Below are 22,376 nucleotides of genomic sequence, written 5' to 3' on the forward strand. Positions count from 1 at the left end.
TTTTTACTTTCAGTGGATCCTGATAGGAATCGAGCCTCCTAAGCCCCTTTGGCGCGGTCGAAATCTTTCGGATGGCAGTGGAACATTTCATTAAAAGATTTATAGAAATAAGACCGGCTGTTGAAACCGGTTTCGTAGATCACTTCGGAGACACTCAGGTTGGTGTTTCTTAACAGGTCGGCCGCTTTTTTCAGGCGGTATTGTTTTATTAAGCCGTGTGGCGTCATGCCGGTGATGGTCTTCACTTTTTTGTACAGCGAAGCTTTGCTCATGCTGACGTGTTCGGCAATGGTGTCGGCGTTGAATTCGGGTTCGCTCAGGTGAAGCTGGATGCATTCGGTTATTTTGGAAAAGAAGTCGTCGTCTTTTTCGCCGATGCCGGTGGAGAGGTGGGTGAGCTCGAGGTCGTCGAGGTTTTTGAATTTTTTGCGGATCAGCTCCATGCGTTCGATCAGCTTTTCGATGCGGATAAAAAGATGTTCGGGGTGAAAAGGTTTGGGAATGTAAGAATCCGCGCCAACCTGGAGCCCTTCGATGCGGTTCTCGATCTCTCCTTTGGCCGTCAGCAGGATCACGGGGATGTGACTGCTTTGAATATCCTCCTTGATGTTCTTGCACAACGTGAGGCCATCCATGTCGGGCATGATCACGTCGCTGATCACCAGGTCGATGCGTTCTTCTTCGAGGATCTCCAGGGCCTTTTTTCCGTTACGGGCTTTATAGATCTTGTACTTATCGGAAAGCATGTTCTCGAGCAACGAGATGATATTGACATTGTCGTCCACCACCAGCAGCGAATAGGCATGCGCATTTGCAGCAGCGTTCAGGGCCTTTTCGGGTTGATCCGTCACGTAGTGATTGGTGTCAAACTCAAGGGATATTTTCTCCACCAGGTTCGAAGAGGGGAGGATCATGGCATTTTCTTCCGGCAGATCAAGATAGTATTCGCGGGCGACCGGGATCATCACGGTGAAGGTGCTGCCTTTTCCGATCTTGCTTTCTACCTGTATTTCTCCCCGGTGTATTTGCACCATGCTTTTGGTGAGTGACAGCCCGATGCCGGTGCTTTTGGCAAAACCATTGGGGTCGAGCACTTCCGCCGGGTTGTGGTAGAAGCTTTCAAAGATCTTGTTCCGGTTCTCTTCGGCAATGCCGATGCCTTCATCGCGGATGGTGAAAAACGCCCGGCCTTCCCGTTCCTTCAGCGACACGCTGATCATGCCTCCCTTTGTATTGTACTTGATGCCGTTGGAGATCAGGTTGATCAGGATCTTTTCTATTTTTTTATAGTCGACCCGCGCGGGCAGCGATTCCGGCTCCGGATAAAATTCAAGATGCACCTCATAGTCGGTCGCATGCTGCTGGAAGGACTCCACGATTTCCTGCGTGAAGGGTACGAGGTCGATCGTCGAGAGCGTCAGCATGTCCTTGCCGCTTTCTATTTTCCGGAACTGGATGAGTTCGTCGATCAACTTCTGAAGCCGCAGCGAGTTGCTGTAGACCGTTTTCAGCTGCTGCTGGTCATTGACGTCCTTGTTCTTGTGCAACAGGGAGGCTACCGGGCCGAGGATCAAGGTTAGCGGAGTGCGGAACTCGTGGGCGACATTGGTGAAGAACTGCAGCTTGTAGTCGTTGAGCTCTTTTAACTGAAGGGCTTTAAATTTTTCAATCGCCAGCGCTTTCTTTGCCCGCGTTCTCCTCCGGATATACAGGATGATACCGAGTTGCAAGGCAATCGCCAGGAGGATATAGAACCCGTACGCCCAATACGTCTTCCAGAACGGTGGCGTCACGATGATGTTGATGGTTTTGGCTAGCGGAGCCCAATCGCCATTTTCATTGGTGTAGTTGATGTTCAGCTTATATTGGCCCGGCGGAATGTTGGTCAGCGTCACGGCCTGCTGCTGACCGATGTAGTTCCAGTCTTTGTCAAAGTTCTCCAGGAAATAGGCGTATTCGCTTTTCTGTTTATTCCAGTAGTCCAGCGTCGTAAAGAAAAAGCTGATGAAGTTCTGATCATACTTCAGCGTCACGTTTTCGGTCCGGTCGATATTCTCGGTGAGGATCTGGCTGCCGTCGCGGGGCATGATCACGGCGTTCCGCACCTGAAATTCAGTGACCGTGAGGCGTGGGAAATAACTTTGTGTGTTCACCTTGGTGGGGTAGACGACATCCAATCCTTCGATGCCGCCGAAGAAAAGTTTCTCAGAAGTCCTGGACCGGAATGCCGCGCCATCGGTGAACTCGTTGTTCTGCAAGCCGTCGTTCGTATCAAAATTCTTGAACGTATTTTTCGCGGCATCGTGCATGACCAGGCCGTGGTTCGTCGAGAGCCAGATGTTGCCCTTCGGATCTTCGAGTATGCCGTGGATGGTGTTGTTGGGTAGCCCCTCGTGTTGTGTGAAGTGCTCCAGGCGATAGGGCCTGCTTTGAAGGAAGAGCCGGTTCAATCCGCCGCTGGTGCCGATCCAGAGTTGTTCATGCTGATCCAGGTACAGGCTCAGCACATCGTTGTTGCTCAGCCTGTTTTTGTCGCGTGGATCGGCTTGAATGTGATCTTCAATTTTCTTGGTCAACGCATTGTACCGGTAGACGCCTCCTCCGCGTGTGCCAAACCAGAGGGTGTTTGGTTTTTCTTCTACGATGGCGTACACAATATTGCTCTTGATCCAGATCGGCCGGCCTTTGTCGGGGTGCGACAGCTGATCATATTCCTTGAGCCGGTATCCGCGCGGGGTCTTGATCACTTTCAGGTGAATGATGCCATACCCGCTCGTGCCGAGCCAGATGTCGTTGAACGCATCCACGCAGATGGCATAGACCGAGCTGAACGAAAGGTCGTTGTCGTTTTCAAAGTCTTCCGGGAAGTGAAATATTTTGTGCGTGCCCGCTTCGATCATATCGATGCCTTCGCCGTCGAGACCTACCCAGATATTCCCTTCATGGTCTTTGTTAATAGAGAGCACGGCGTTGTTGCTCAGGCCATTCGTGGTGTTGACGATCTTTGTTTTTGTCTGGCCGGGATTGATAATGTTCAGTCCGCCGCCGCGCGTCCCAATATAGAGTGTCCCGGCATTGTCTTCGTAAACCGAGCGGATGATGCTGTGCGAAAGCTGACCGTTTTCCGGCTGGCCTTTCGGGATGGAGTAGAAAGTTTTTGCCCGCGTCAGAAATTTATAAACGCCATCACCATCGGTGCCCACCCACACGATGTCCTGTTTGGTTTCCGTGATGGTCAGGATCTTTATATGCGCTTTTGAAAAAGCCGGGAAATAGGAATTCATGGACTTGACTGAGAGTCCTTCGGCGGCTTCTGTGATCTTGAAAATATCCCCGGCCTCGGTGCCCAGCCAAAGCGCGGTGTGGTCAAGGTTTTCCGATAGCGAGGAGACGGTGACGCTTCCCAGATCAATATGGTCCGGTCCTTTTTCAGCATCGGCCAGATCATATAAGAGCAGTTGACCATCGGTGGTGGCGATGGCCAGCAGGTAACGCGTTCCAAGACGAAGAAAGGTGTGGAAGGCGATCGGCTTTCGGTTTGCCAGCTGTTTGCTGAACACCAACCGGTTGTTGACCGTACACACCAGCTTGCCATCACTGCCAAGAAGATACAGCAGTCCTTCATGTTGTCCAAGGTTGATCACGGACCGAAGCCACGATGCATCAACGCCTTCAAAGTTCACCGGCATGAACGCATTCTTTTCTGCCGCATACCGGCTGATGCCTTTGCCGATGAGGCTGGTCCACACCGCGGAGTCTGCGCCGATGCAGGCGCGGATATTGTATTCCAGGAATGGAATGTCGTTCAGGCTGTCGAGGTAAGTTTGAAACGAGTCGGTGGTGCGGTTGTATTTGTTGATACCCTGGTGGGTCACGATCCACAGGTTTCCTTTTCCGTCTTCCAGGAAATTTCGGATAATGTTGTTGCTGATCGTCCCTTTCAGGAAAGGATCGGGCTTGTATACTTTAATAGAGCTGCCGTCATAGCGGTTCAGTCCGTCCCAGGTGCCCAGCCATACATAGTCATATTGATCCATGTAGACCGAAGTGATCGCGCTGTTGGAGAGTTTTGCCCTTTTGTCGACATGCTGAAAGGGCCAGGGGGAAGCACTGTCGCCCTGTACCAGATTCGATAGCGCCGTAAGAAGCAGAACACCAAACATGATACCGGCCATTCAAGGGGGCCTATACAAACCTAAAGATTCCGGCGCTGGCAAACTCCATTTATTTGTCCACCCGGGTGCTTTTGTGTCCAGCCGGTTCTCAATTTCCAAGGTTGATAACCGGGAGAACTTAATAAAAAGGATGGCGGACAGGTTGGGGGGCGATTTTGGTCACATTGCGCCATGCAATCGAGTGCTATTTCGATTGCAACCCTAACCATGGAGAATGCACTTGCGATCGATCTTGCCAAAAGATTCAAACAAAATCCCCTGCTCAAACCGGCGGATCTGGAGCCCAGCCGGGCTGGGATGGTCATTGAATGCCTGCTGAACCCGGGCGTTTTCAGATTCCAGGACATGACCTGGTTGCTGGTCCGCGTGGCCGAGCGCCCCGTGCAGCAGGCAGGGCACATCAGTGTACCTATATATAATGACTACGGGGGAATCGAGATCCTCCACTTCCGGAAGACCGATCCCGACCTGGATGGTTCCGACCCACGGGTGATCCGCTACAAAGGAAAAGATTACCTCACCACCCTCTCGCATCTCCGGTTGGTTTGCAGCCCTGATGGGAAAGTATTTCACGAGCCGGAAGGCTATACTCCCATCTTCGGAAAGGACAAACTCGAAGCTTACGGCATCGAGGATTGCCGCGTCACCGAGATCGAAGGGACCTTCAACCTCACGTATACGATGGTGTCGGCGTTGGGCGTGGGCGTTGGATTGATCCAGACGAAAGATTGGAACAGCTACGATCGCAGGGGCATGATCTTTCCGCCCCATAATAAAGACTGCGCCATTTTTGAAGAGAAGATCAACGGAAAATATTACGCACTGCACCGCCCCAGCAGCCCGCAGTTGGGTGGGAATTTTATCTGGCTGTCGGAGTCGCCCGACCTGATCCATTGGGGAAATCACAAATGCATTGCCACGACGCGCGCAAATATGTGGGACAGCGCGCGGATCGGGGCCGGTGCAGCACCCATCAAAACCTCCGAGGGCTGGCTGGAGATCTATCACGGCGCGGATGCCGATCACCGGTATTGTCTTGGCGCCTTACTGCTCGATCTGAACGACCCTTCCAACGTACTGGCTAGAACCGAATTTCCCTTGATGGAACCCTCGGAGCCCTATGAATTAAAAGGATTCTTTGGCAACGTGGTCTTCACCAATGGCCACCTGGTGAAAGAGGATACCATCTCCCTATACTACGGCGCCAGCGACGAAGTGATCTGCGGCGCCGAATTGTCTGTCAAATCTATACTCCGGACGCTTTTAATAAAATAAGCCCATGACGTTAACTGCCCTATTAAAAAAGCCACAGGAAGAATATCAATACTTCCTGCACATGCCGAGAGAGATGCGTGTGCTGCTGGTGACCAACATGATCTATGCGTTTGTGCTTCCGGTCATCGAGATATTTGTGGGCGCCTACATCATGCGCAGCTCGAATGATCCGAAAATTGTCGCCGTCTATCAGCTGACCGTATACACGGGTATTCCGATAACCTTTTTGCTCAATGGTTTTTTGCTGAGCCGCATAAAAATTTCCACGCTGTACAGTTTCGGGATGCTATTGAGCGGCCTTTCCATGCTGGTGATGATGAGCCTCCAAAATCTTTCGGTGGCCGGCGTGGGAATAGCCGGGATCCTGATGGGATGCTCCTTTGGTTTCTTCTGGTCTAACCGCGACCTGTTGGCGTTGAACACAACGAATGATTCCAACCGGAACTACTACTACGGACTGGAGACTTTCTTTTATACCATCACTTTTATTCTGGTCCCCGTTGTCGTCGGTGCGTTTCTGGCCACGGCGGATTCGCGCAGATGGTTTGGTGGCAATATGAGCAGCGGCTATCAGATGGTGACGATCGTCGTGTTCCTGCTCACGATACTTTCCAGCGTGGTGATCCACAAGGAGAAATTCAAAAATCCCGAAGAGAAAAAATTCCTCTACTTCAAATTTCACACGCTGTGGAGAAAAATGCTGACGCTGGCCGGGCTAAAAGGTTTGGCGCAAGGCTACCTGGTTACGGCGCCGGCGATCCTGATCATGCGCATGGTGGGTAACGAAGGTTCCCTGGGATTGGCCCAGGGTGTGAGTGGTGTAATAACGGCTTTGATGCTGTACCTCCTGGGGCGCACGACAAAACCCGAACATCGCATTTACATTTTCTCTGCCGGACTGGCCATCTTCTTGTTGGGCACGCTGGTCAACGGCATCCTCTTCTCGGCGTTTGGTGTGATGGTGTTTGTCCTGTGCAAAGTGCTGTTCCAGCCGCTGCACGACATTGCGTACTTCCCCATCCAGATGCAGGTGATCGATGTGGTTTCCAAAATTGAAAAACGGAACAAGTTCACCTACATCTTCAACCATGAGTTCGGACTTTACGTCGGCAGGTTCCTGGGGCTGGGGCTTTTCATCGCCTTTGCCACCTACATCTCCGAGAGCTTTGCTTTAAAATATTCGCTGATCGTGATCGCCGTTGTTCAGCTGGCTTCCATACCGTTGGCGAGACATATTGTTCGGGAATCTTATAAACTACAAACGTCATGATCTTACTGAAGAAGATACGGAATGAGAAGCGGATCGGAGCCCGGGGACAGGTATACTTCCTGCTTGCTTTACTATTCGTTACCGCCTGTCATCCGAAACCTGAAAAAGTCCAGCAAGTCGTCATCGACCGCATCGCGATGATGCCGGACGAGCCCTCACCTTTTAAGATGACGGATTGGTACGAGAAGGCGCACCACTTTGATCAGTATGTATTCAACCTCGAGCTGAAAGGCCAGTATCTTCCATTCATCTGGATCGACAGTGCAAAGCGGAACATGCCGCAAAACACCTTTGGTATGTTCACCGTCATCGGCGACACACGACAAGGACCTGCCGGGAACAAAGAGTATCACGAAGCCCTATGCGCCATGGGTTCCTTACTGGGTGCGGGACTGGTGGGGATCGATAAAACGCATCAGAATGGATTCAACTATGTGAAGATGACGCAGAATTATTTCAATTCTGCCAACGGCTGGAACATCATGATGAACAACACCAATCCCGCCGTCGCTTCGTTGGGGGGTGGCTATGGCCGCGACTGGTGGTATGATGTGTTCCCGAATGTTTTATACTACGGCCTCTGCGAGTTGTTTCCCAACGTACCCCAGGCCGATAGCCTCCAGCACATCATCGCCGAGCAATTCTTTAAAGCGGACTCGGTGTTGAAAGGAAATTATGATTACTCCTACTTCGACTACAGCCAGATGAAGGGTGTGTCCAACAACATCCCGCATCAGCAGGATGTTGCTGCCGGTCATGCGTATGTATTGCTCTGTGCCTATGAGAAATTCGGTGACGAACGTTACCTGCGTGGCGCCAAGTCGGCGATGGATGCGTTTGTGAATCAGAAAGAAAGTCGCTTCTATGAAGTGCTCATGCCGTTTGGCGCGTTGGTGGCCGCGCGACTGAATGCGGAACACGGCACAAATTATCCCGTGAAAAAGATCCTCGACTGGACCTTCGAAGGCTGCAAGGCAAAAGACGGCAGGACCGGCTGGGGCGTGATCGCCGAACGCTGGAACGAATATGATGTGCACGGTTTGCAGGGAAGCATTACCGATGGCGGCGGCTACGCATTTCTGATGAACTCCTTTGATATGTCGTGGCCCTTGGTGCCGATGGTGAAGTACGACAGCCGCTACGCCGAAGCGATCGGCAAATGGATGCTGAACGTGAGCAACGCCGCCCGGTTATTTTATCCCTACGATATCGACGACCAGCATCAATGGCTGCCCGAGAAAAAGGAGATCACCAAGAATGTCATTGCCTATGAAGGACTTCGCAAGGAAGACTATATATATAAGAAAGCATCCTTAAAGGGAACCAGTCCCGTTGCCCTGGGCGATGGCCCGCAGTGGGTGAAGGGCCAGCCGGAAACGTCCATGTTCAGTTTGTACAGTTCTGCCCAGGTGGGGATCTTCGGCGCGATCGTCAAAAAAACGAACGTTGAGAAAATACTCCAGCTTAACTGCACCGCCACAGACTTCTACCAGAAGAATTCACTGCCGACGTACTTGTATTATAACCCATACGATACGCTGAAGTCGGTTTGCTTTTACAACACCGGCAAAGAAAAAGTAGACCTCTACGACGCGCTCACCCACGAGTATGTCAGCCGGGACGTAACGGAAGAAAACTGCTTTGAGATCCCGTCGAAGAAAGCGCGGCTCATTGTGGTGTTGCCTTCCGGAAGTAAAATGGAGATCCACGATGGAAAGTATACCATCGGCTCCAAGATCGTCGCCTATATCCCCTCACTAGCCCGATAAAGTTCAAGTCTATGAAAAAATGTATACATCTTTTTTTGTTCACACTGGCAACGATTGCTGTATCCGTGCAAGCCTCCGCGCAAACCATCGTGACGGGGACGGTCAAATCGCAATCCCAGGAAGCGCTCCCCGGCGTGAATGTGGTCATTAAGAACACGACCTCTGGTGCCATCACCGACCCCAACGGAGTTTTCAACCTCCAGATCCCCGAAGGCCTCAACAACGCTACGCTGATATTCTCACTGATCGGATATATCAGCCAGGAGATACCGGTCGGAGGACAGAAAAATTTCTCCGTGATCCTCGCGGAAGATTCCAAGCTCCTGACGGAAGTCGTTGTGACGGGCTATACGGCACAGGAAAAGCAAAAGATCACCGGCGCCGTCAATACGGTGAGTGCAGAGACCCTGAACAAAGTGCCGGTAGGTTCTATCGATCAGGCCTTGCAGGGCCGGGCACCGGGGGTGGTCGTTTCACAAAACACGGGTGCTCCGGGCGAAGGAGTTTCCGTCCGGATCCGCGGTGTCGGTTCGATCAACAGCGGGAACAGTCCGCTGTACATTGTGGATGGTGTGCCAACACTGGATATCACCTCTGTATCGATGCAGGATGTTGAGAACATCAGTGTGCTGAAAGATGCCAGCGCTGCGGCGGTTTATGGCGCCCGGGCGGCCAACGGTATTGTGATCGTCACGACAAAATCCGGAAGCAGTGGTGCTCCGAAGATCCAGTTCAACAGCCAGGTGGGCATTCAGCGGCCGAGCCGTCTGATCAAAATGGCGAACACGGCACAGTATGCGGAGATCTACAATGAAGCAGCCAACACAGACAACGCCACGAAAACCAACCCGTTGTTTTTCCGCAAGCTGATCACCGACGACATGCTCGCGACACTGCCGGACGTAAACTACGTCGACGAGATCATGCGGCAGGATGCCGTTTTGCAAACCCATAGCATTTCCGTATCGGGTGGGGACAGTAAAACAAGATACTTTGTAGCCGGCAATTACTTCGGACAGCAGGGCATCATCAAGAACAGCGACTATTCGCGGGTGACGGGCCGCGTGAACGTGGATTCGCAAATAAAAAAATGGTTAAAGGCCGGTGTCAACCTGAACGTAGCCAAGGCAACGACCGATCTGGTCGGCAGCTCCGGTGATGGCGCCGGTGGTAATGGCGGCAGTGTTGTGCGCTATGCTTTCTTCCGCACACCCGCCATTCCCATATACGATGGCCAGGGCAATTTTACGGATTTGCCGCAACGGTATGATCTATTCGGCGATGGTTATAATCCCGTGGGCATGCTGGCCTACAATAACAACAAACTGGTGAGCAACCGGTTGTTTGGAAAATTCTTTATTGTCCTTGAGCCTATGGAAGGGCTTAAGTTCACATCGAATGTCGGCATCGACTTTACCAGCCAGAACCAACGAAGGTTCGACCGGATGTGGGGGACCAACAACCGGATCAACAACATAAACCGTCTCGACGTGACGGACGCAAGATTCCAAACCATCACGTTCAGTAATTTTCTAACCTACACGAAGAACTTTAATGATCACCACTTTGCATTCCTGCTCGGCACCGAATCGGTTAAAGTAGACAATTATATACTCAACCCCAGTCAAAAGAATTTTCCGGACCAGGAATCAAACCTGGTCTATCTCGGCAAAGGACTAGGCCTCATTGAAACAAATGAGTCCAAGACCGGCAATGCGCTGCTTTCATTTTTTGGAAAAGTAGATTATGACTTCAAAGAAAAATACGTTGCCTCGGTCACGCTGCGGAGGGATGGCTCTTCCCGGTTTGGGCCGGACAACCGCTGGGGGAATTTTTACGCCGGATCTTTGGGATGGCGACTTGATAAAGAATCATTTCTCGTCGACAACGAGACGATCGACATGTTGAAGCTGCGCGCGGGCTACGGTTCGATCGGTAACCAGGAGATCGGTAACTATGCTTTCACCGACCAGATCAACACCGGCTATAATTATCCATTCGGTGCGGTGAAGGGCGTGGGGTATGCTGTGACCGATCTTGGCAACAGCCGCGTACATTGGGAAACCAGCAACCAGCTTAATGTCGGCGCAGACATCGCGATCCTCAACGGAAAGTTCACGGCCTCGCTGGATTATTTTTATAAAGTAACCACAGACCTGCTGGTAAGACGGCCCTTGCCGTCATCTTCCGGAACAGCAAGTGCGCCCTGGGTAAACGATGGCGAAGTATTGAACCGCGGCGTGGAACTTGCCGTGAGCTACTCCAATGCGATCGGAGCTTTCCGGTATACCATCAGTGGTAACGCGGCGACGTTGCATAACGAAGTGGTGGATATAAGCGCTCCGTTAAGAGCAGGAACTTATGGATCCGATTTCCTAACGCTCACCGAAAAAGGCCATCCCATCGGATCGTTCTACCTCTATGAGACCGAAGGGATCTTTCAGGATGCGGGCGAAGTCTTCACGCACGCTTTACCGGTAAGTGGTGTAAAGCCGGGAGACGTCAAATACAAAGACCAGAACCAGGACGGCGTCATCGATGCCGATCACGACCGGAAACACGTAGGCAGCGCCATTCCCAAAGTTACGGGTGGGCTTACGATCAACCTGGGATTTAAGAACTGGGACTTTTCTGTATTCTTTCAGGGAGCTTACGGCCAAAAAATATTCTCCGTCCTGAATCGTGATATTGAAGGATTCTACCGGCCGTTCAATGTTACGGAACGCTACTACCAAAATCGCTGGACAGGTCAGGGTACGTCGAATGAAATTCCGCGCGCGTCCTGGGACGCATCGGGTAACAACAACATTGTCTACTCCAGCAGATTTCTGGAAAGCGGATCCTATACACGCCTGAAGAACCTCCAGCTTGGCTATACACTTCCTGCGTCTTTACTGGCGAACTATGGATTCTCATCTGTCCGCATTTATTTCTCCGGAACAAACCTGCTCACCTTTACAAAGTACTCGGGGCTTGATCCTGAAATGACGGTAAGCAACAATGCTTTGGGTGAGGGTGACCGCGCCTCCGGAATGGATTGGGGTACATATCCTTCCGCAAAATCATTCAACCTCGGTGTCAGTGCTACTTTCTAAAACAGACAACTATGAAAAAGATCAATACACTCTTTCTGACAGGCTTCATACTCGCGGTAAGCGCCTGCTCTGATTTTTTAAAGGAAGACCTCCAGGGTGCCTACTCGAGTGCCACCTTTTATAAAACAGAATCACAAGCCACCCTGGCGCTGACAGGCATTTACAACGCCGCTTCGTTTACGACGACCGACAATGCCTTGTGGGTATTCGGAGATGTAGCATCCGACGATGCCGTGCGCGGCGGCAAGCCCGGTGACCTGATCGACATTCAGTACATCGACGACTTTAACTACTCCCGCAACAACGGCATCCTCGACAGAATGTGGAAGCGGTTTTATGAAGGCATATCCCGTGCGAACTATTTGCTGTATTACGGTAGCGGAATCGACATGGATGTGACGCGGCGCGAACGCCTGCTGGGTGAAGCAAAATTCCTGCGAGCGTACTTTTATTTTAGCCTCGTCAATATTTTTGGGGAGATCCCTTTAAAGCTGAACCCACCGCTCAACGACAGCGAACTTTACAAACCCAAAGTATCGGTAAGCGACGTTTATGAACAGATCGAAAAAGACCTGAACGAAGCCGCCGCGGTACTGGACGAGTCCTATACCGGTGCCGACATCGGCAGGGCCACAAAAGGTGCGGCCTGGGGCATGCTGGCGAAAGTTTATCTCTACCAGGAGAAATGGACGGAAGCTTTGAACGCCACGGCAGAAGTCGAAGCGATCGGGATCTACCAGCTGGTGCCGGTGTATAAAAATAACTTCATCGACTCCACACAGAACAATGTCGAATCGATTTTTGAGATCCAGCATCTCGCCGGACAATCACCGCTGCTGGGCAGTTACCTCAATCAATATTTTAGTCCGGTGATCTACAATGGATACGTGGTGAATGTGCCCGTGCAAAATTTTATCGACGAGTTTGAAGTAACGGACGCAGCCGTGGTTGATCCGCGACTTGATTACACCGTGGGGAGGGAAGGCCAACTTTGGGTGAACAGTGAAGCATACGTCCCGGCGTGGTCTCCGACCGGGTATCTGCAGAAAAAACATATCCAGCCTTTGCGCGAAGGTCCGGTCAACAATGATGGTGCGCTGAACTACGTCTATATGCGCTACGCCGATATCCTGCTGATAAAAGCAGAAGCGCTCAACGAATTGAATCGCACCAATGAGGCTTTGACCCCTTTGAACGCCGTGCGAAAACGCGCTCGGGAAAGTTATTTATACGATGTGGATCTTCCCGGCGCGGGCGCAGTGCCGACCGACCTCTTGCCCGATATAGCCAACACGGGGCAGCAAGGCGTTCGCACAGCCATCCGTCACGAACGAAGAGTGGAGCTCGGCTTTGAGTTTCACCGCTTCTTCGACCTGATGCGCTACGGCAAAGTCGTCGCCGAAGCCGCGCTGGAAGGAACCGGTTTTTCCTATGACAAGAACCGGTATTTTCTCATACCACAGTCCGAACTCGATACGAATCCTGCCATTGATCAATAGCCCAGTCCAACATGTCGAATTTAAATTTTTAACAACTTAAACTTTATGAAAATGAAACCAGTAAAATTAATGCTCATGGGGATAACACTGCTTTCGGCAATGTTCATTGCCTCCTGCTCCAGTGATGACGGCCCGGTAGAAGGTGATAAGACCGCGCTTAGCGCAGCCATTACAGAGATTGAAGATGCTCTTAGCAGCGCAGAAGAAGGAACACTCGAAGGTCAGTATCAGTCAGGCTCCAAAGCCACACTACAGGCTGCCGTTGACGCTGCTAAAGCAGTCGTCGCCGACAAAGGTGCCGAACAAGCTAAAGTCAACAGTGCGCTGGCCAATTTGCAGGCCGCATTGGTGGCCTTCGAGGCCAAAGTAGTGGAGCCGATTGACCTTGCCAATTTAGTGGCTCGCTGGAAGTTTGACGAAGGTACCGGAACTACCGCAAACGATGAATCGACGAATAATTTTGATGGCGCGTTCAAAACCGGTCCTGCCGGCTGGGGTGCAGGTGTTCCTACATGGTCTACCGATCGTTTTGGCGCAGCAAACAAAGCGCTTCACTTTGACAAAGGTGCCAATATTGAAGTTCCCTATAACACCGCGTTGAATCCGACCAAGATCTCGATTTCCATTTGGGTAAAGGCAGACGAGATCAAACCCGGAAACCGTTTCATCGGTTTACAGTCCTGGATCGGTTATAAATTCGAACTGCAGGAAGCTAACCGTCCTTTCCTGAGCATTGGCAAACCCGATGGTGGAACCTACGATAGAGATTCCCAACAGAATCTTCCGATCAATGAATGGCATCACCTGATTGCCACCTTCGGCGGTGGTAACATGGTCTTCTATGTCGATGGAGAATTGGTGTTGGCATGGGACAATACGCCCGGCGATGCGCGGTCAATCTCCGGTACGCCGTATAATTTTGTGATCGGTCAGGATTTCCCGACGGACAAATACGCTGCTACCGATACGAACTTCGACAACGATCACATTATTCCCTTGGCATGGGGTGGATTCTTCCACGGTTCACTCGATGACATTAGAATTTACAAATCCGTTCTCACGGCTTCGCAAGTGGCCAGCATCTACGCTTCTGAAAAACCGTAATCCACCGTGTTGATAGAAAAAAGGAACAGTGAAAATTTTACTGTTCCTTTTTTTAATTCCATTGCACAAAGGCCACAGACGAAGACACAGGTTCAACCGGGAACTTTAACCAAACTGAAAATGATAAAGGCATGCGCTAGAAAGATAATTTGGTTGAATTTGTTATGGATCAATTTGATCAATGGCTACGCACAACCCGGGCAAATTGACATAGCCCGTGTTCAGCAGATGCCCAATCTTCCTTCGCCCTACCTGATGCGCGATTGGAAAGATGTCGCCGTGAAGTACGATGAATTTATTTTTTCTACCGGTGCCACCGGCGAATTTTTGCCCGTGATCAGTTTGAAATCAAGCGGCACGAATTATCCTGCATTGCAACCTATCCTTCTCGATACCTATGTAGGTTCTCCCGGCAACCCGGCCGAAGCGATCAATATCATTCCGTCTATTGTGGGCGCGACGCTTGTCGGAATTGATAAATCAAATCAGAATGGCGTCAACTGGGCGATCAAAGTCAAAGATTTTTTTAACAAGGCAAACGGACAAAATGTATACCTCAATGGCTACGCCACGACCAGCGGCAGCGATTGGTGGTATGACGTGATGCCGAATGTTTATTTCTACCAGTTGTATTCACAATATCCAACCCTGACCGATTTTAATGAACAACTCACCACGATCGCAGACCGCTGGCTCGACGCGGTGAAAACAATGGGTGGCACCACCACGCCCTGGGCAGCTCCTCAAATGAACTACCGTGGCTTTAACCTGCTCACCATGACACCGAACGGCAACGGTGTGATAGAACCTGAATCGGCCGGAACCATTGCCTGGCTGCTATACCATGCCTATGGAAAAACCGGCGATAAAAAATATTTAGAGGGCGCTCAAATGGCGCTCGAGTTTTTGTCAACACTAACCGCCAATCCGTCGTATGAGCTCCAGCTTCCGTATGGCACTTTCATGGCGGCAAAAATGAATGCGGAAACGGGGACAGCCTATGATGTGGAAAAGATGGTCAACTGGAGTTTTAACCGCGGTCCACTCAGAGGCTGGGGGACCATTGTCGGCAACTGGAATGGGGCCGATGTTTCGGGTCTCATCGGGGAGGCAAATGATGGAGGAAGCGATTATGCGTTTGTCATGAATGGATTTCAGCAGGCGGCGGCGCTTGTGCCCATGGTGAAATACGATAAACGTTTCGCACGCGCCATAGCGAAATGGACGCTCAACCTGGCGAACGCCAGTCGTTTGTTTTATTCCCAATACCTGCCACAAACCAGCCAGGATGATTTTGACTGGAGCTCGGCGCACGATCCGCAGTCGGTCATTGCCTACGAAGCTTTGAAAGAAGACAAAGACGGAAAAAAATTATATGCTACCGGCGATGCCGTAAATGGGGGATGGGCAGAAACGAACTTGAGTTTGTACAGCTCATCGAGTGTGGGATATCTTGCGGCAGTTGTCGATCCGACCGATGTTGATGGTATTTTATTGCTCGATGTTAATAAAACAGATTTCTTTGGTCAGCATAAATTTCCTTCGTTCCTGGCCTATAATCCTTACGGCGTACCCAAAGTAGTAACGCTTCCATTAGGAGCCCAAACGTATGACATCTACAACGCTATTTCAGAGACTGTAATAAAGACCTCCGTTACCGGAAATACCACCCTTACCATACCAGCCGATGAAGCTGTGTTGTTGGTATATCTTCCTCAAAACGCAACAACGGTTGCAAAGGCTGGAAAACTATACGTCGGCAACGACGTGGTGGACTATCATTATGGATATGATTTCACAGGCAAGCTCCGGATCAAATCCCTTGATACCAAAGAGGAGCGCGCTGAATTTAATCAGGTGGTAGATGTTTACGGCGCGGCGGAAAATGCGACGGGGGCGACCACATACAGCTGGTATGTTAACGATATTTTAAAAGAATCGTCTTCATCAGGTATCTTTCATTGGACTGTTCCGGAAGTGGAGGGAACGTATAAGATTTTGCTTAAGATAACTTCAGGTGCAGCTTCCGCAAAAGATAGTATCAACCTCACCGTCGTAGAAAGAATTCCGGTCCCGCCGGTCATTGCTGGGTTTACTGCCGATAAGAAATGGTTTGTTACCGGCAGTGAATCATCCATCATCTGCAATGCCACCAACAGTCACGGAGGTCCGTTACAATACACCTGGAGTTTTTCCGGCGGCGTCCTCGTCAATCAAAACGATTCGCTGATCCGTTGGAGTGCTCCACAAAATGAAGGGTTGTACACGATTACATGCGAGGTTTCCAACGAAGATGACCTGAAGGCGACAGGGCAACAGCAAGTCCTCGTGAAGAAATTAAGTGATGGCACGACGGCCTCGTTTGCCTACTATCCCCTGGACGGCGATGTCAAAGACTACAGCGGCAACGGCCGCAACGCGCACAGAGAGGGCACACAGCAAACAAACGACGCGCGCGGCGAGCCGGATAAAGCCTATAAATTTTCATCCGGAAGTGATATTATTTATGTCGACAATTCGACAGGCCTGAATTTTCAAAACGAGATAACTCTTTCCTTCTGGGTAAAGCTCGATGCCGTGACAGAGGAATCCTTCATACTATCGCACGGCAGTTGGGAAGAACGATGGAAAGTATCCGTCACCCCCACAAAGAGGTTGCGCTGGACCGTGAAATCGGCGTCCGGCACAAAAGACCTGGACAGCTCTTTTCCATTGGAGCTAGATCGCTTTTATCATTTCACCGTCGTATACACGCCCTATTCCATGGAACTTTATAGCGACGGAACCCTGGATACTTTTTCCGCCGCTTCCGGCTTGATGTCGACAACGGCAAAAGCCATTACCTTTGGCCGGAAGGCCGTAGACGAAGCCGCCTACTATTTAAAAGGCACGCTCGACGAAGTGCGTATCTACGATAAAGCGTTGGCTCCTGACGAAATTGAAACTTTGAAATCATTGTGGAATGAAATCACCGCTGTCCCAGCCGAAACCGACCATCAGCTCACCCTATATCCAAATCCGTCGCATGGCGTTGTCATCATCGAACGCGTTCAAGACGTGAAGCGCATAGACCTCATGACAATAACCGGAGCGAGAATTAACGCATCCTATTCGTACGATGAAGCGAGAGACAACTACCACCTTGAATTCAACACGCATCCTGGAATGATCATCCTCCGGGTCGAAACTTCAACTGGAGTTTTTTATAAGAAGGTTTCCGTTGAGTAAGGAGTCACTCCAAGCAGTGAGCGCATGCTTAATAAAAAGCAATAAGAGCGCTTTGATTATCCTGAAAGCTCCCATACGTGTAGACAGTGTTGTTCCCCTTCACCACAAGCGTCTCAGAGCCGCCGCCGGCAAGATTTAAAACTTCTTTTGACTTTAGATCTGTGTTGCTGGTTCCACTCAGAAAGGTAGCCATCTGTAACAAGGTAACAGGCTCTGTAGTTACGGCCACAACGACTTTGTTATTGGTATTTATCGCGACGATTGCCCGGTTATAGGCCCTGTATGATGCCTCTGAACTTGGCCTAAAGACAACGGAACCACCCTGGACGAGAAAGGGACCCGTCTGAAATCCTTCATAGACTTTGTCAATGGACTCGTTACTACATCTCAATAACGAAAGTTTGCCACCATTAACGCCAGCGACACCGTTATAACCGCCTGCCCTTAACGCACTGATCGTTGCACCATCGATCTTCAAAAAACCGTTTGGGATCAGGGGATAAAAACTTGACACAAAACCTCCCCCCAGCACTACCTTCGCACCGGTCCTGACAACTTCAACAGCTGTTCTGCCGTTGGAATGACGTTGCGTCAAGCCTTGGATCTTAGCCTTAAGATGTTTCGGTTCAATGATGACAACAAATAGGGTAGTGCTAAACTCACGCGTTCGAATAACATATTTCTTGAGCACATAATCCGGGTGCTTAAAAATGACGGTTTCACCGGAATCCTGCAAAATGAAGCCTAAACTTAAAAAAGCGAAGAAAAGCACGATGGTTCTCATAGCATGTATTGTTTCCCAAATACTAAAATTATACAGCTGATGAAAATTTCGTCCCTGGAATCGTAGCCTTGCTGCTCTAAGTCTAGTCGAAACCCAAACGTATGAAGATTCAACTCCATGTCGGGTGACGACGTTTTGTGCAAGACAATTTCGCGCAAACCACCACCATGCTCGAAGATTGATTTTCCTTCATATTGCTTTATGCCATCGATTTCCAGATAAAATTTTCGCCGCCGGGATTCCTTAGAAAAGAATCTGTGCTGTGCACTGATCAAGTAGCGAACTTTTTGACCTGGTTCCGCATAAAACTTAAGATATCCTGACTCGTTGATCGCGGGGTCGCCTTTTCTTAGAATAAAGTCTTTGCTGTAGGCGGTGATGAGGACCGTGTCGGGCTGGATCCTAAAATTGCTCGGAAACATTTGGCTATGCACGTTGCGATAGATGGTCATGCCATCCACAAAGTACCAGAGCGGGATGGCAATCGCCACCAGAATACCAATAGACCATAAAGTAAATTTCAAAACAATCCGGGCTGTTTTGATTTTGTCATCTATAACTTCGTTACAGACCTTTTTTATTTCCTCAAGTTCTCTGTTGGTCATACACCGAAGGGTTAAAAAAGTTTCAAATTGTTGTTTAATTCTTTGTCAACCGATGGACATTGGATTCCGCGATAAAGCGCAGACAGGTAAGTGCCTTTTGTAGTTAGTTGCTGCATGCAAGTCGCTTGATGTTTCAACATGCTTACGCCCCTCCGAAATGCTTGAGGCGATTCAGTTGATTCCGGTGCTGTGAAAACACGGCAACACCTATCGGGTTGTGAGTTTTAGAGCCCGGTAAACACAAAGCCCATCCAATACCGCGATTGGACGCAGTCACTGGATGGGCTCCCTTTAGTGAATATACAATATTGTGCATCACTTTCTACGCTCCAAACAATCCTTTTTTGGATGAGGTGGTTGTCTATCACCTTGCCTCGCGCGAACATCGCGGCCCAGTTTGAATATTTTTTCGCGGTAGCCTGTAACTATTCATTATATCGCGAGTTTCCCCCGGAAACCAACACCTGCCGCTCCATGATCAAAAGCTACCTCACCATCGCCTGGAGAAATCTCGTCAAGAACAAAGGCTACGCCATCATCAATATCGGCGGTCTTGCCACCGGTATGGCCATCGCCATCCTCATCGGACTCTATATTTTTGATGAACTCTCCTGGAACAAGAATTTCAAAAACTACGCCCGCATCGCCCGCGTTCTCGTCAACAACGAAAATTCCTCCGGTTGGTATCAGCAATGGGGGACGGCAACGCCGCTCGCCGCCGAGATCCGCGCAGCCTACGGTGGTGACTTTGATCAGGTGCTCCTCTCTTCGCAGGGAATGACGGCCGTGCTGTCTACAGGTGATACAAAGATCAGTCAGGATGGTTACTATTTTGAGCCGGGTGTAGCCGACATGCTTTCGTTCGAGATGGTTCGCGGCTCGCGCGACGGGCTCCGGAATCCGGAGTCCATTATGCTTTCGGAATCTGCGGCGAAGTCTCTTTTTGGAAGCGACGACGCGCTGAACAAAAGCGTCAGGATAGACGGTCAGACGGAACTGATGGTTACGGGCGTCTACAAGGACATCCCGGCCAATGCTGATTTCAATGACATGCGCTTTGTTCTGCCCTGGCAACTGGCCGTCCAAAAAAACTTCAACAACAACAATGGCAACCAATGGGATCACAACGGTTTCATCACGTGGGTGCAGATCACAGGCAAGACCGATATGGCCACCGTTACCCATCGCATCAAGGACGTGATGCTCAAACGCGTCGACGCCGAGTTTGCTCAACACAAGCCCCAACTTTATCTTCATCCCATGAGCCGTTGGCGGCTTTATTCGGAGTTTGAAAGTCCCCAACACGCCGGTGGCCGCATCCGGTTTATCTGGCTGTATGGAAGCATCGGCTGCTTTGTGTTGCTGCTGGCTTGCATAAACTTCATGAACCTCGCGACGGCACGTTCCGAAAAGCGCGCGAAAGAGGTGGGCATCCGCAAGTCCGTTGGCTCGGCGCGAAAACAACTGATCAGCCAGTTCTTCAGCGAGTCATTGCTGGTCACCTTGCTGGCGTTTTGTTTTTCCCTGGTGTTGTCGCAGATAGCCATTCCGTTGTTTAACAGCGTGGCAGAAAAGCAAATGCACATTCCATGGGACAACGCGATGTTCTGGTTATCGGGGCTGACCTTTGTTGTGTTTACCGGACTGTGTGCCGGCAGTTACCCGGCGCTGTACCTTTCTTCGTTTCAACCCGCGAAGGTGTTGAAGGGCGGCTCCGGTTCATCCCGTTCAGGCGCCTTACCAAGGAAGGTGCTCGTGGTATTGCAGTTTTCGGTTTCCATTACGCTCATCATTGGTGTGATCGTGGTGTTCCGGCAAATCGAGTTTGGAAAGAGCCGGTCGTTGGGATACAACCAGGACGGCCTCATCTACACCTGGACACCCACCCGCGAGATCCATGACCACTACGATGTGCTCCGCCACGAACTGCTGGGCTCGGGCGTGGTCACCAGCATGGCCGAATCCGTAAACACCCCGACAAACGTCGGCTTCCACATCGGTGGATATGACTGGACCGGAACCGGTATTGGCGATGGTGGTTTCGGCACAGCGTGGGTATCCCCGGATTTTGGAAAGACGATGGGATGGGATTTCATTGCGGGGCGTGACTTCTCCTATGAGTTTGCCAGCGACTCGAATGCCATAATCCTGAATGAATCGGCCGTAAAGTTTATGCACCTCGAAAACCCGGTGGGCCAAACAATAAAGTCCACCATCTTTGATAAGACCACCACCTACACCGTGATCGGCGTGATCCGCGACATGCTCCAAGAGTCGCCGTTCGAACCTGTGGGCAAAACCATTTACATGTTCGACAAGGGTATGTGGAGCAAGAACGGTGGGACCTTGGTCAATCTCCGGATCAACCCCGGCATGAACACGCGGGAGGCGCTCATAGAAATTGAACGCGCCTGGAAAAAATACGATCCTTCAAGTCCGTTCCAATACACCTTTGTGGATGCCGACTACGCCAGGAAATTCAGTGAAGAAGAAAGGATCGCCAAATTAGCCTTTGTTTTTGCGGCAATGGCCATTGGCATCAGTTGCCTCGGGATCCTGGGACTTGCCTCGTACATGGCCGAACAGCGAACGCGTGAGATCGGTATCCGGAAAGTATTGGGCGCGACGGTGACAAATCTCTGGGCGCTGCTTTCGAAAGATTTTGTCGTGCTGGTCCTGGTTTCGTGCGCGATCGCAATACCGGTTGCATGGTATTTCATGAACGGTTGGTTGCAGAACTACAGCTACCGGACAGATCTGTCGTGGTATATTTTCGTCGCTGCCGCGATCGGTTCGTTGATCATCACGCTGCTAACCGTTAGTTACCAGGCCATCAAGGCAGCGATGGCAAATCCGGTGCGAAGTCTGAGGTCGGAATGATCGATCCAGCAGCGATCACCAAAATTAGTTCCTCGCCGGTTTGAGTTTGATGATAGTCCTATCCGGACAATTTGCTGCGTGCAACGAATTAGTGCAGGCTGATCACCCTCGTTATTCTCCATTTGTTGTTTTCCCTTTTCCAGACGTGAACAAATTTTGAATAATGAAGCTGCTCCGGGACCGGACCCTTGCTCGGATAAAATCCATGCAGACCCATTTCAACTGCGCCATATCCTTTGATCGGGTATACTTCAAGACTGCCGTTCTTCAGTGCTCTCTTTACTTTGCCACAGATATTAGCTTTCAGCGCCTCGTTCAATTTTTGTTTTGACGTCATCAAGCCTCCCTGGTCATGATAAAATTCGAGATCTTCGCTTATGACTTCCTCCATGACTTCGAGCTTACAGTTATTGTAAGCATCCTCCCATCGGGCGTCCATCGCTGCAATGCTGTCGTATAGGGACATGGTTTCTGGCTCCAGGTGTGCAGTAATGGGCCTCGTCGTAAAACCCATAAAGATGAGTGCAAGGAGGACGGACAGTGAAAGAAAGCTTGAGATATTCTTCATGGTAGAATGTTTAGCGTCGGTTAAGTCAACTTCTATGCCAACGCAAATTCAGGGCAATTCATGATGATCTTCCTGGATCTGCGTTCACAAATGAACAGCCAGGTGTTCAGTTACTTCATGAAAA

12 protein-coding genes are annotated in these 22,376 nt (G+C 50.5%); 8 read left to right on the forward strand and 4 right to left on the reverse strand.

Annotated elements, in window-relative coordinates; genetic code table 11:
- Positions 1-38: 38 nt before the first annotated feature.
- On the reverse strand, positions 39-4,175 hold the full coding sequence (locus D4L85_RS14245) for a hybrid sensor histidine kinase/response regulator transcription factor (protein WP_119754925.1): 4,137 nt from the start codon (positions 4,173-4,175) through the stop codon (positions 39-41).
- Positions 4,176-4,382: 207 nt separating this feature from the next.
- Here D4L85_RS14245 and D4L85_RS14250 point away from each other — a divergent pair, with 207 nt between their 5' ends.
- The 7 genes from D4L85_RS14250 to D4L85_RS14280 all read left to right on the forward strand — a co-directional run bounded on the left by D4L85_RS14250 (position 4,383) and on the right by D4L85_RS14280 (position 17,415).
- A complete protein-coding gene (locus tag D4L85_RS14250; RefSeq protein WP_228450893.1) occupies positions 4,383-5,450 on the forward strand; it encodes a glycoside hydrolase family 130 protein in 1,068 nt (355 codons plus the stop codon).
- 4 nt (positions 5,451-5,454) lie between these two features.
- Complete coding sequence (locus tag D4L85_RS14255) at positions 5,455-6,720, forward strand: MFS transporter (RefSeq protein ID WP_228450894.1); 1,266 nt, start codon at positions 5,455-5,457, stop codon at positions 6,718-6,720.
- Positions 6,717-8,489: a hypothetical protein gene (locus tag D4L85_RS14260; protein ID WP_228450895.1), complete on the forward strand. Its 1,773-nt coding sequence runs from the start codon at positions 6,717-6,719 to the stop codon at positions 8,487-8,489. The genes D4L85_RS14255 and D4L85_RS14260 overlap by 4 nt, the downstream gene beginning before the upstream one ends.
- Positions 8,490-8,500: 11 nt before the next feature.
- Positions 8,501-11,584, forward strand: a complete 3,084-nt coding sequence (locus tag D4L85_RS14265) for a SusC/RagA family TonB-linked outer membrane protein (RefSeq protein WP_119754926.1) — start codon at positions 8,501-8,503, stop codon at positions 11,582-11,584.
- Between the two features lie 11 nt (positions 11,585-11,595).
- Positions 11,596-13,083, forward strand: coding sequence for a RagB/SusD family nutrient uptake outer membrane protein (locus D4L85_RS14270; protein WP_119754927.1), 1,488 nt, complete (start codon positions 11,596-11,598; stop codon positions 13,081-13,083).
- Between the two features lie 51 nt (positions 13,084-13,134).
- Positions 13,135-14,187 carry a LamG domain-containing protein gene (locus D4L85_RS14275; RefSeq protein ID WP_160143729.1) on the forward strand — a complete coding sequence of 351 codons (1,053 nt, stop codon included), beginning with the start codon at positions 13,135-13,137 and terminating at the stop codon, positions 14,185-14,187.
- Between the two features lie 159 nt (positions 14,188-14,346).
- Entirely contained in the window at positions 14,347-17,415 is a 3,069-nt protein-coding gene (locus D4L85_RS14280; RefSeq protein WP_160143730.1) for a LamG-like jellyroll fold domain-containing protein, read from the forward strand.
- A 28-nt stretch (positions 17,416-17,443) separates the two neighbouring features.
- Here D4L85_RS14280 and D4L85_RS14285 read toward each other — a convergent pair whose 3' ends face one another.
- Positions 17,444-18,199 carry a phosphodiester glycosidase family protein gene (locus D4L85_RS14285; RefSeq protein ID WP_119754930.1) on the reverse strand — a complete coding sequence of 252 codons (756 nt, stop codon included), beginning with the start codon at positions 18,197-18,199 and terminating at the stop codon, positions 17,444-17,446.
- The gene (locus D4L85_RS14290) at positions 18,196-18,804 is read right to left on the reverse strand and encodes a hypothetical protein (RefSeq protein ID WP_119754931.1); all 609 of its coding nucleotides are present in this window, start codon (positions 18,802-18,804) and stop codon (positions 18,196-18,198) included. The genes D4L85_RS14285 and D4L85_RS14290 overlap by 4 nt, the downstream gene beginning before the upstream one ends.
- Positions 18,805-19,152: 348 nt before the next feature.
- Here D4L85_RS14290 and D4L85_RS14295 point away from each other — a divergent pair, with 348 nt between their 5' ends.
- Complete coding sequence (locus D4L85_RS14295) at positions 19,153-21,684, forward strand: ABC transporter permease (RefSeq protein WP_228450896.1); 2,532 nt, start codon at positions 19,153-19,155, stop codon at positions 21,682-21,684.
- Positions 21,685-21,772: 88 nt separating this feature from the next.
- On the opposite strand, the gene D4L85_RS14300 is transcribed toward D4L85_RS14295, so the two are convergent.
- The gene (locus D4L85_RS14300) at positions 21,773-22,252 is read right to left on the reverse strand and encodes a nuclear transport factor 2 family protein (protein ID WP_228450897.1); all 480 of its coding nucleotides are present in this window, start codon (positions 22,250-22,252) and stop codon (positions 21,773-21,775) included.
- Positions 22,253-22,376: the final 124 nt, after the last annotated feature.

This window comes from Chryseolinea soli, from assembly GCF_003589925.1.
GTDB classification, from domain to species: Bacteria; Bacteroidota; Bacteroidia; order Cytophagales; family Cyclobacteriaceae; genus Chryseolinea; species Chryseolinea soli.

Coding starts and splice junctions, on each gene's coding strand:
- D4L85_RS14245 (WP_119754925.1), bottom strand. CDS start 4,175: ATGGCCGGTATCATGTTTGGTGTTCTGCTTCTTACGGCGCTATCGAAT.
- D4L85_RS14250 (WP_228450893.1), top strand. CDS start 4,383: ATGGAGAATGCACTTGCGATCGATCTTGCCAAAAGATTCAAACAAAAT.
- D4L85_RS14255 (WP_228450894.1), top strand. CDS start 5,455: ATGACGTTAACTGCCCTATTAAAAAAGCCACAGGAAGAATATCAATAC.
- D4L85_RS14260 (WP_228450895.1), top strand. CDS start 6,717: ATGATCTTACTGAAGAAGATACGGAATGAGAAGCGGATCGGAGCCCGG.
- D4L85_RS14265 (WP_119754926.1), top strand. CDS start 8,501: ATGAAAAAATGTATACATCTTTTTTTGTTCACACTGGCAACGATTGCT.
- D4L85_RS14270 (WP_119754927.1), top strand. CDS start 11,596: ATGAAAAAGATCAATACACTCTTTCTGACAGGCTTCATACTCGCGGTA.
- D4L85_RS14275 (WP_160143729.1), top strand. CDS start 13,135: ATGAAACCAGTAAAATTAATGCTCATGGGGATAACACTGCTTTCGGCA.
- D4L85_RS14285 (WP_119754930.1), bottom strand. CDS start 18,199: ATGAGAACCATCGTGCTTTTCTTCGCTTTTTTAAGTTTAGGCTTCATT.
- D4L85_RS14290 (WP_119754931.1), bottom strand. CDS start 18,804: ATGACCAACAGAGAACTTGAGGAAATAAAAAAGGTCTGTAACGAAGTT.
- D4L85_RS14295 (WP_228450896.1), top strand. CDS start 19,153: ATGAGGTGGTTGTCTATCACCTTGCCTCGCGCGAACATCGCGGCCCAG.
- D4L85_RS14300 (WP_228450897.1), bottom strand. CDS start 22,252: ATGAAGAATATCTCAAGCTTTCTTTCACTGTCCGTCCTCCTTGCACTC.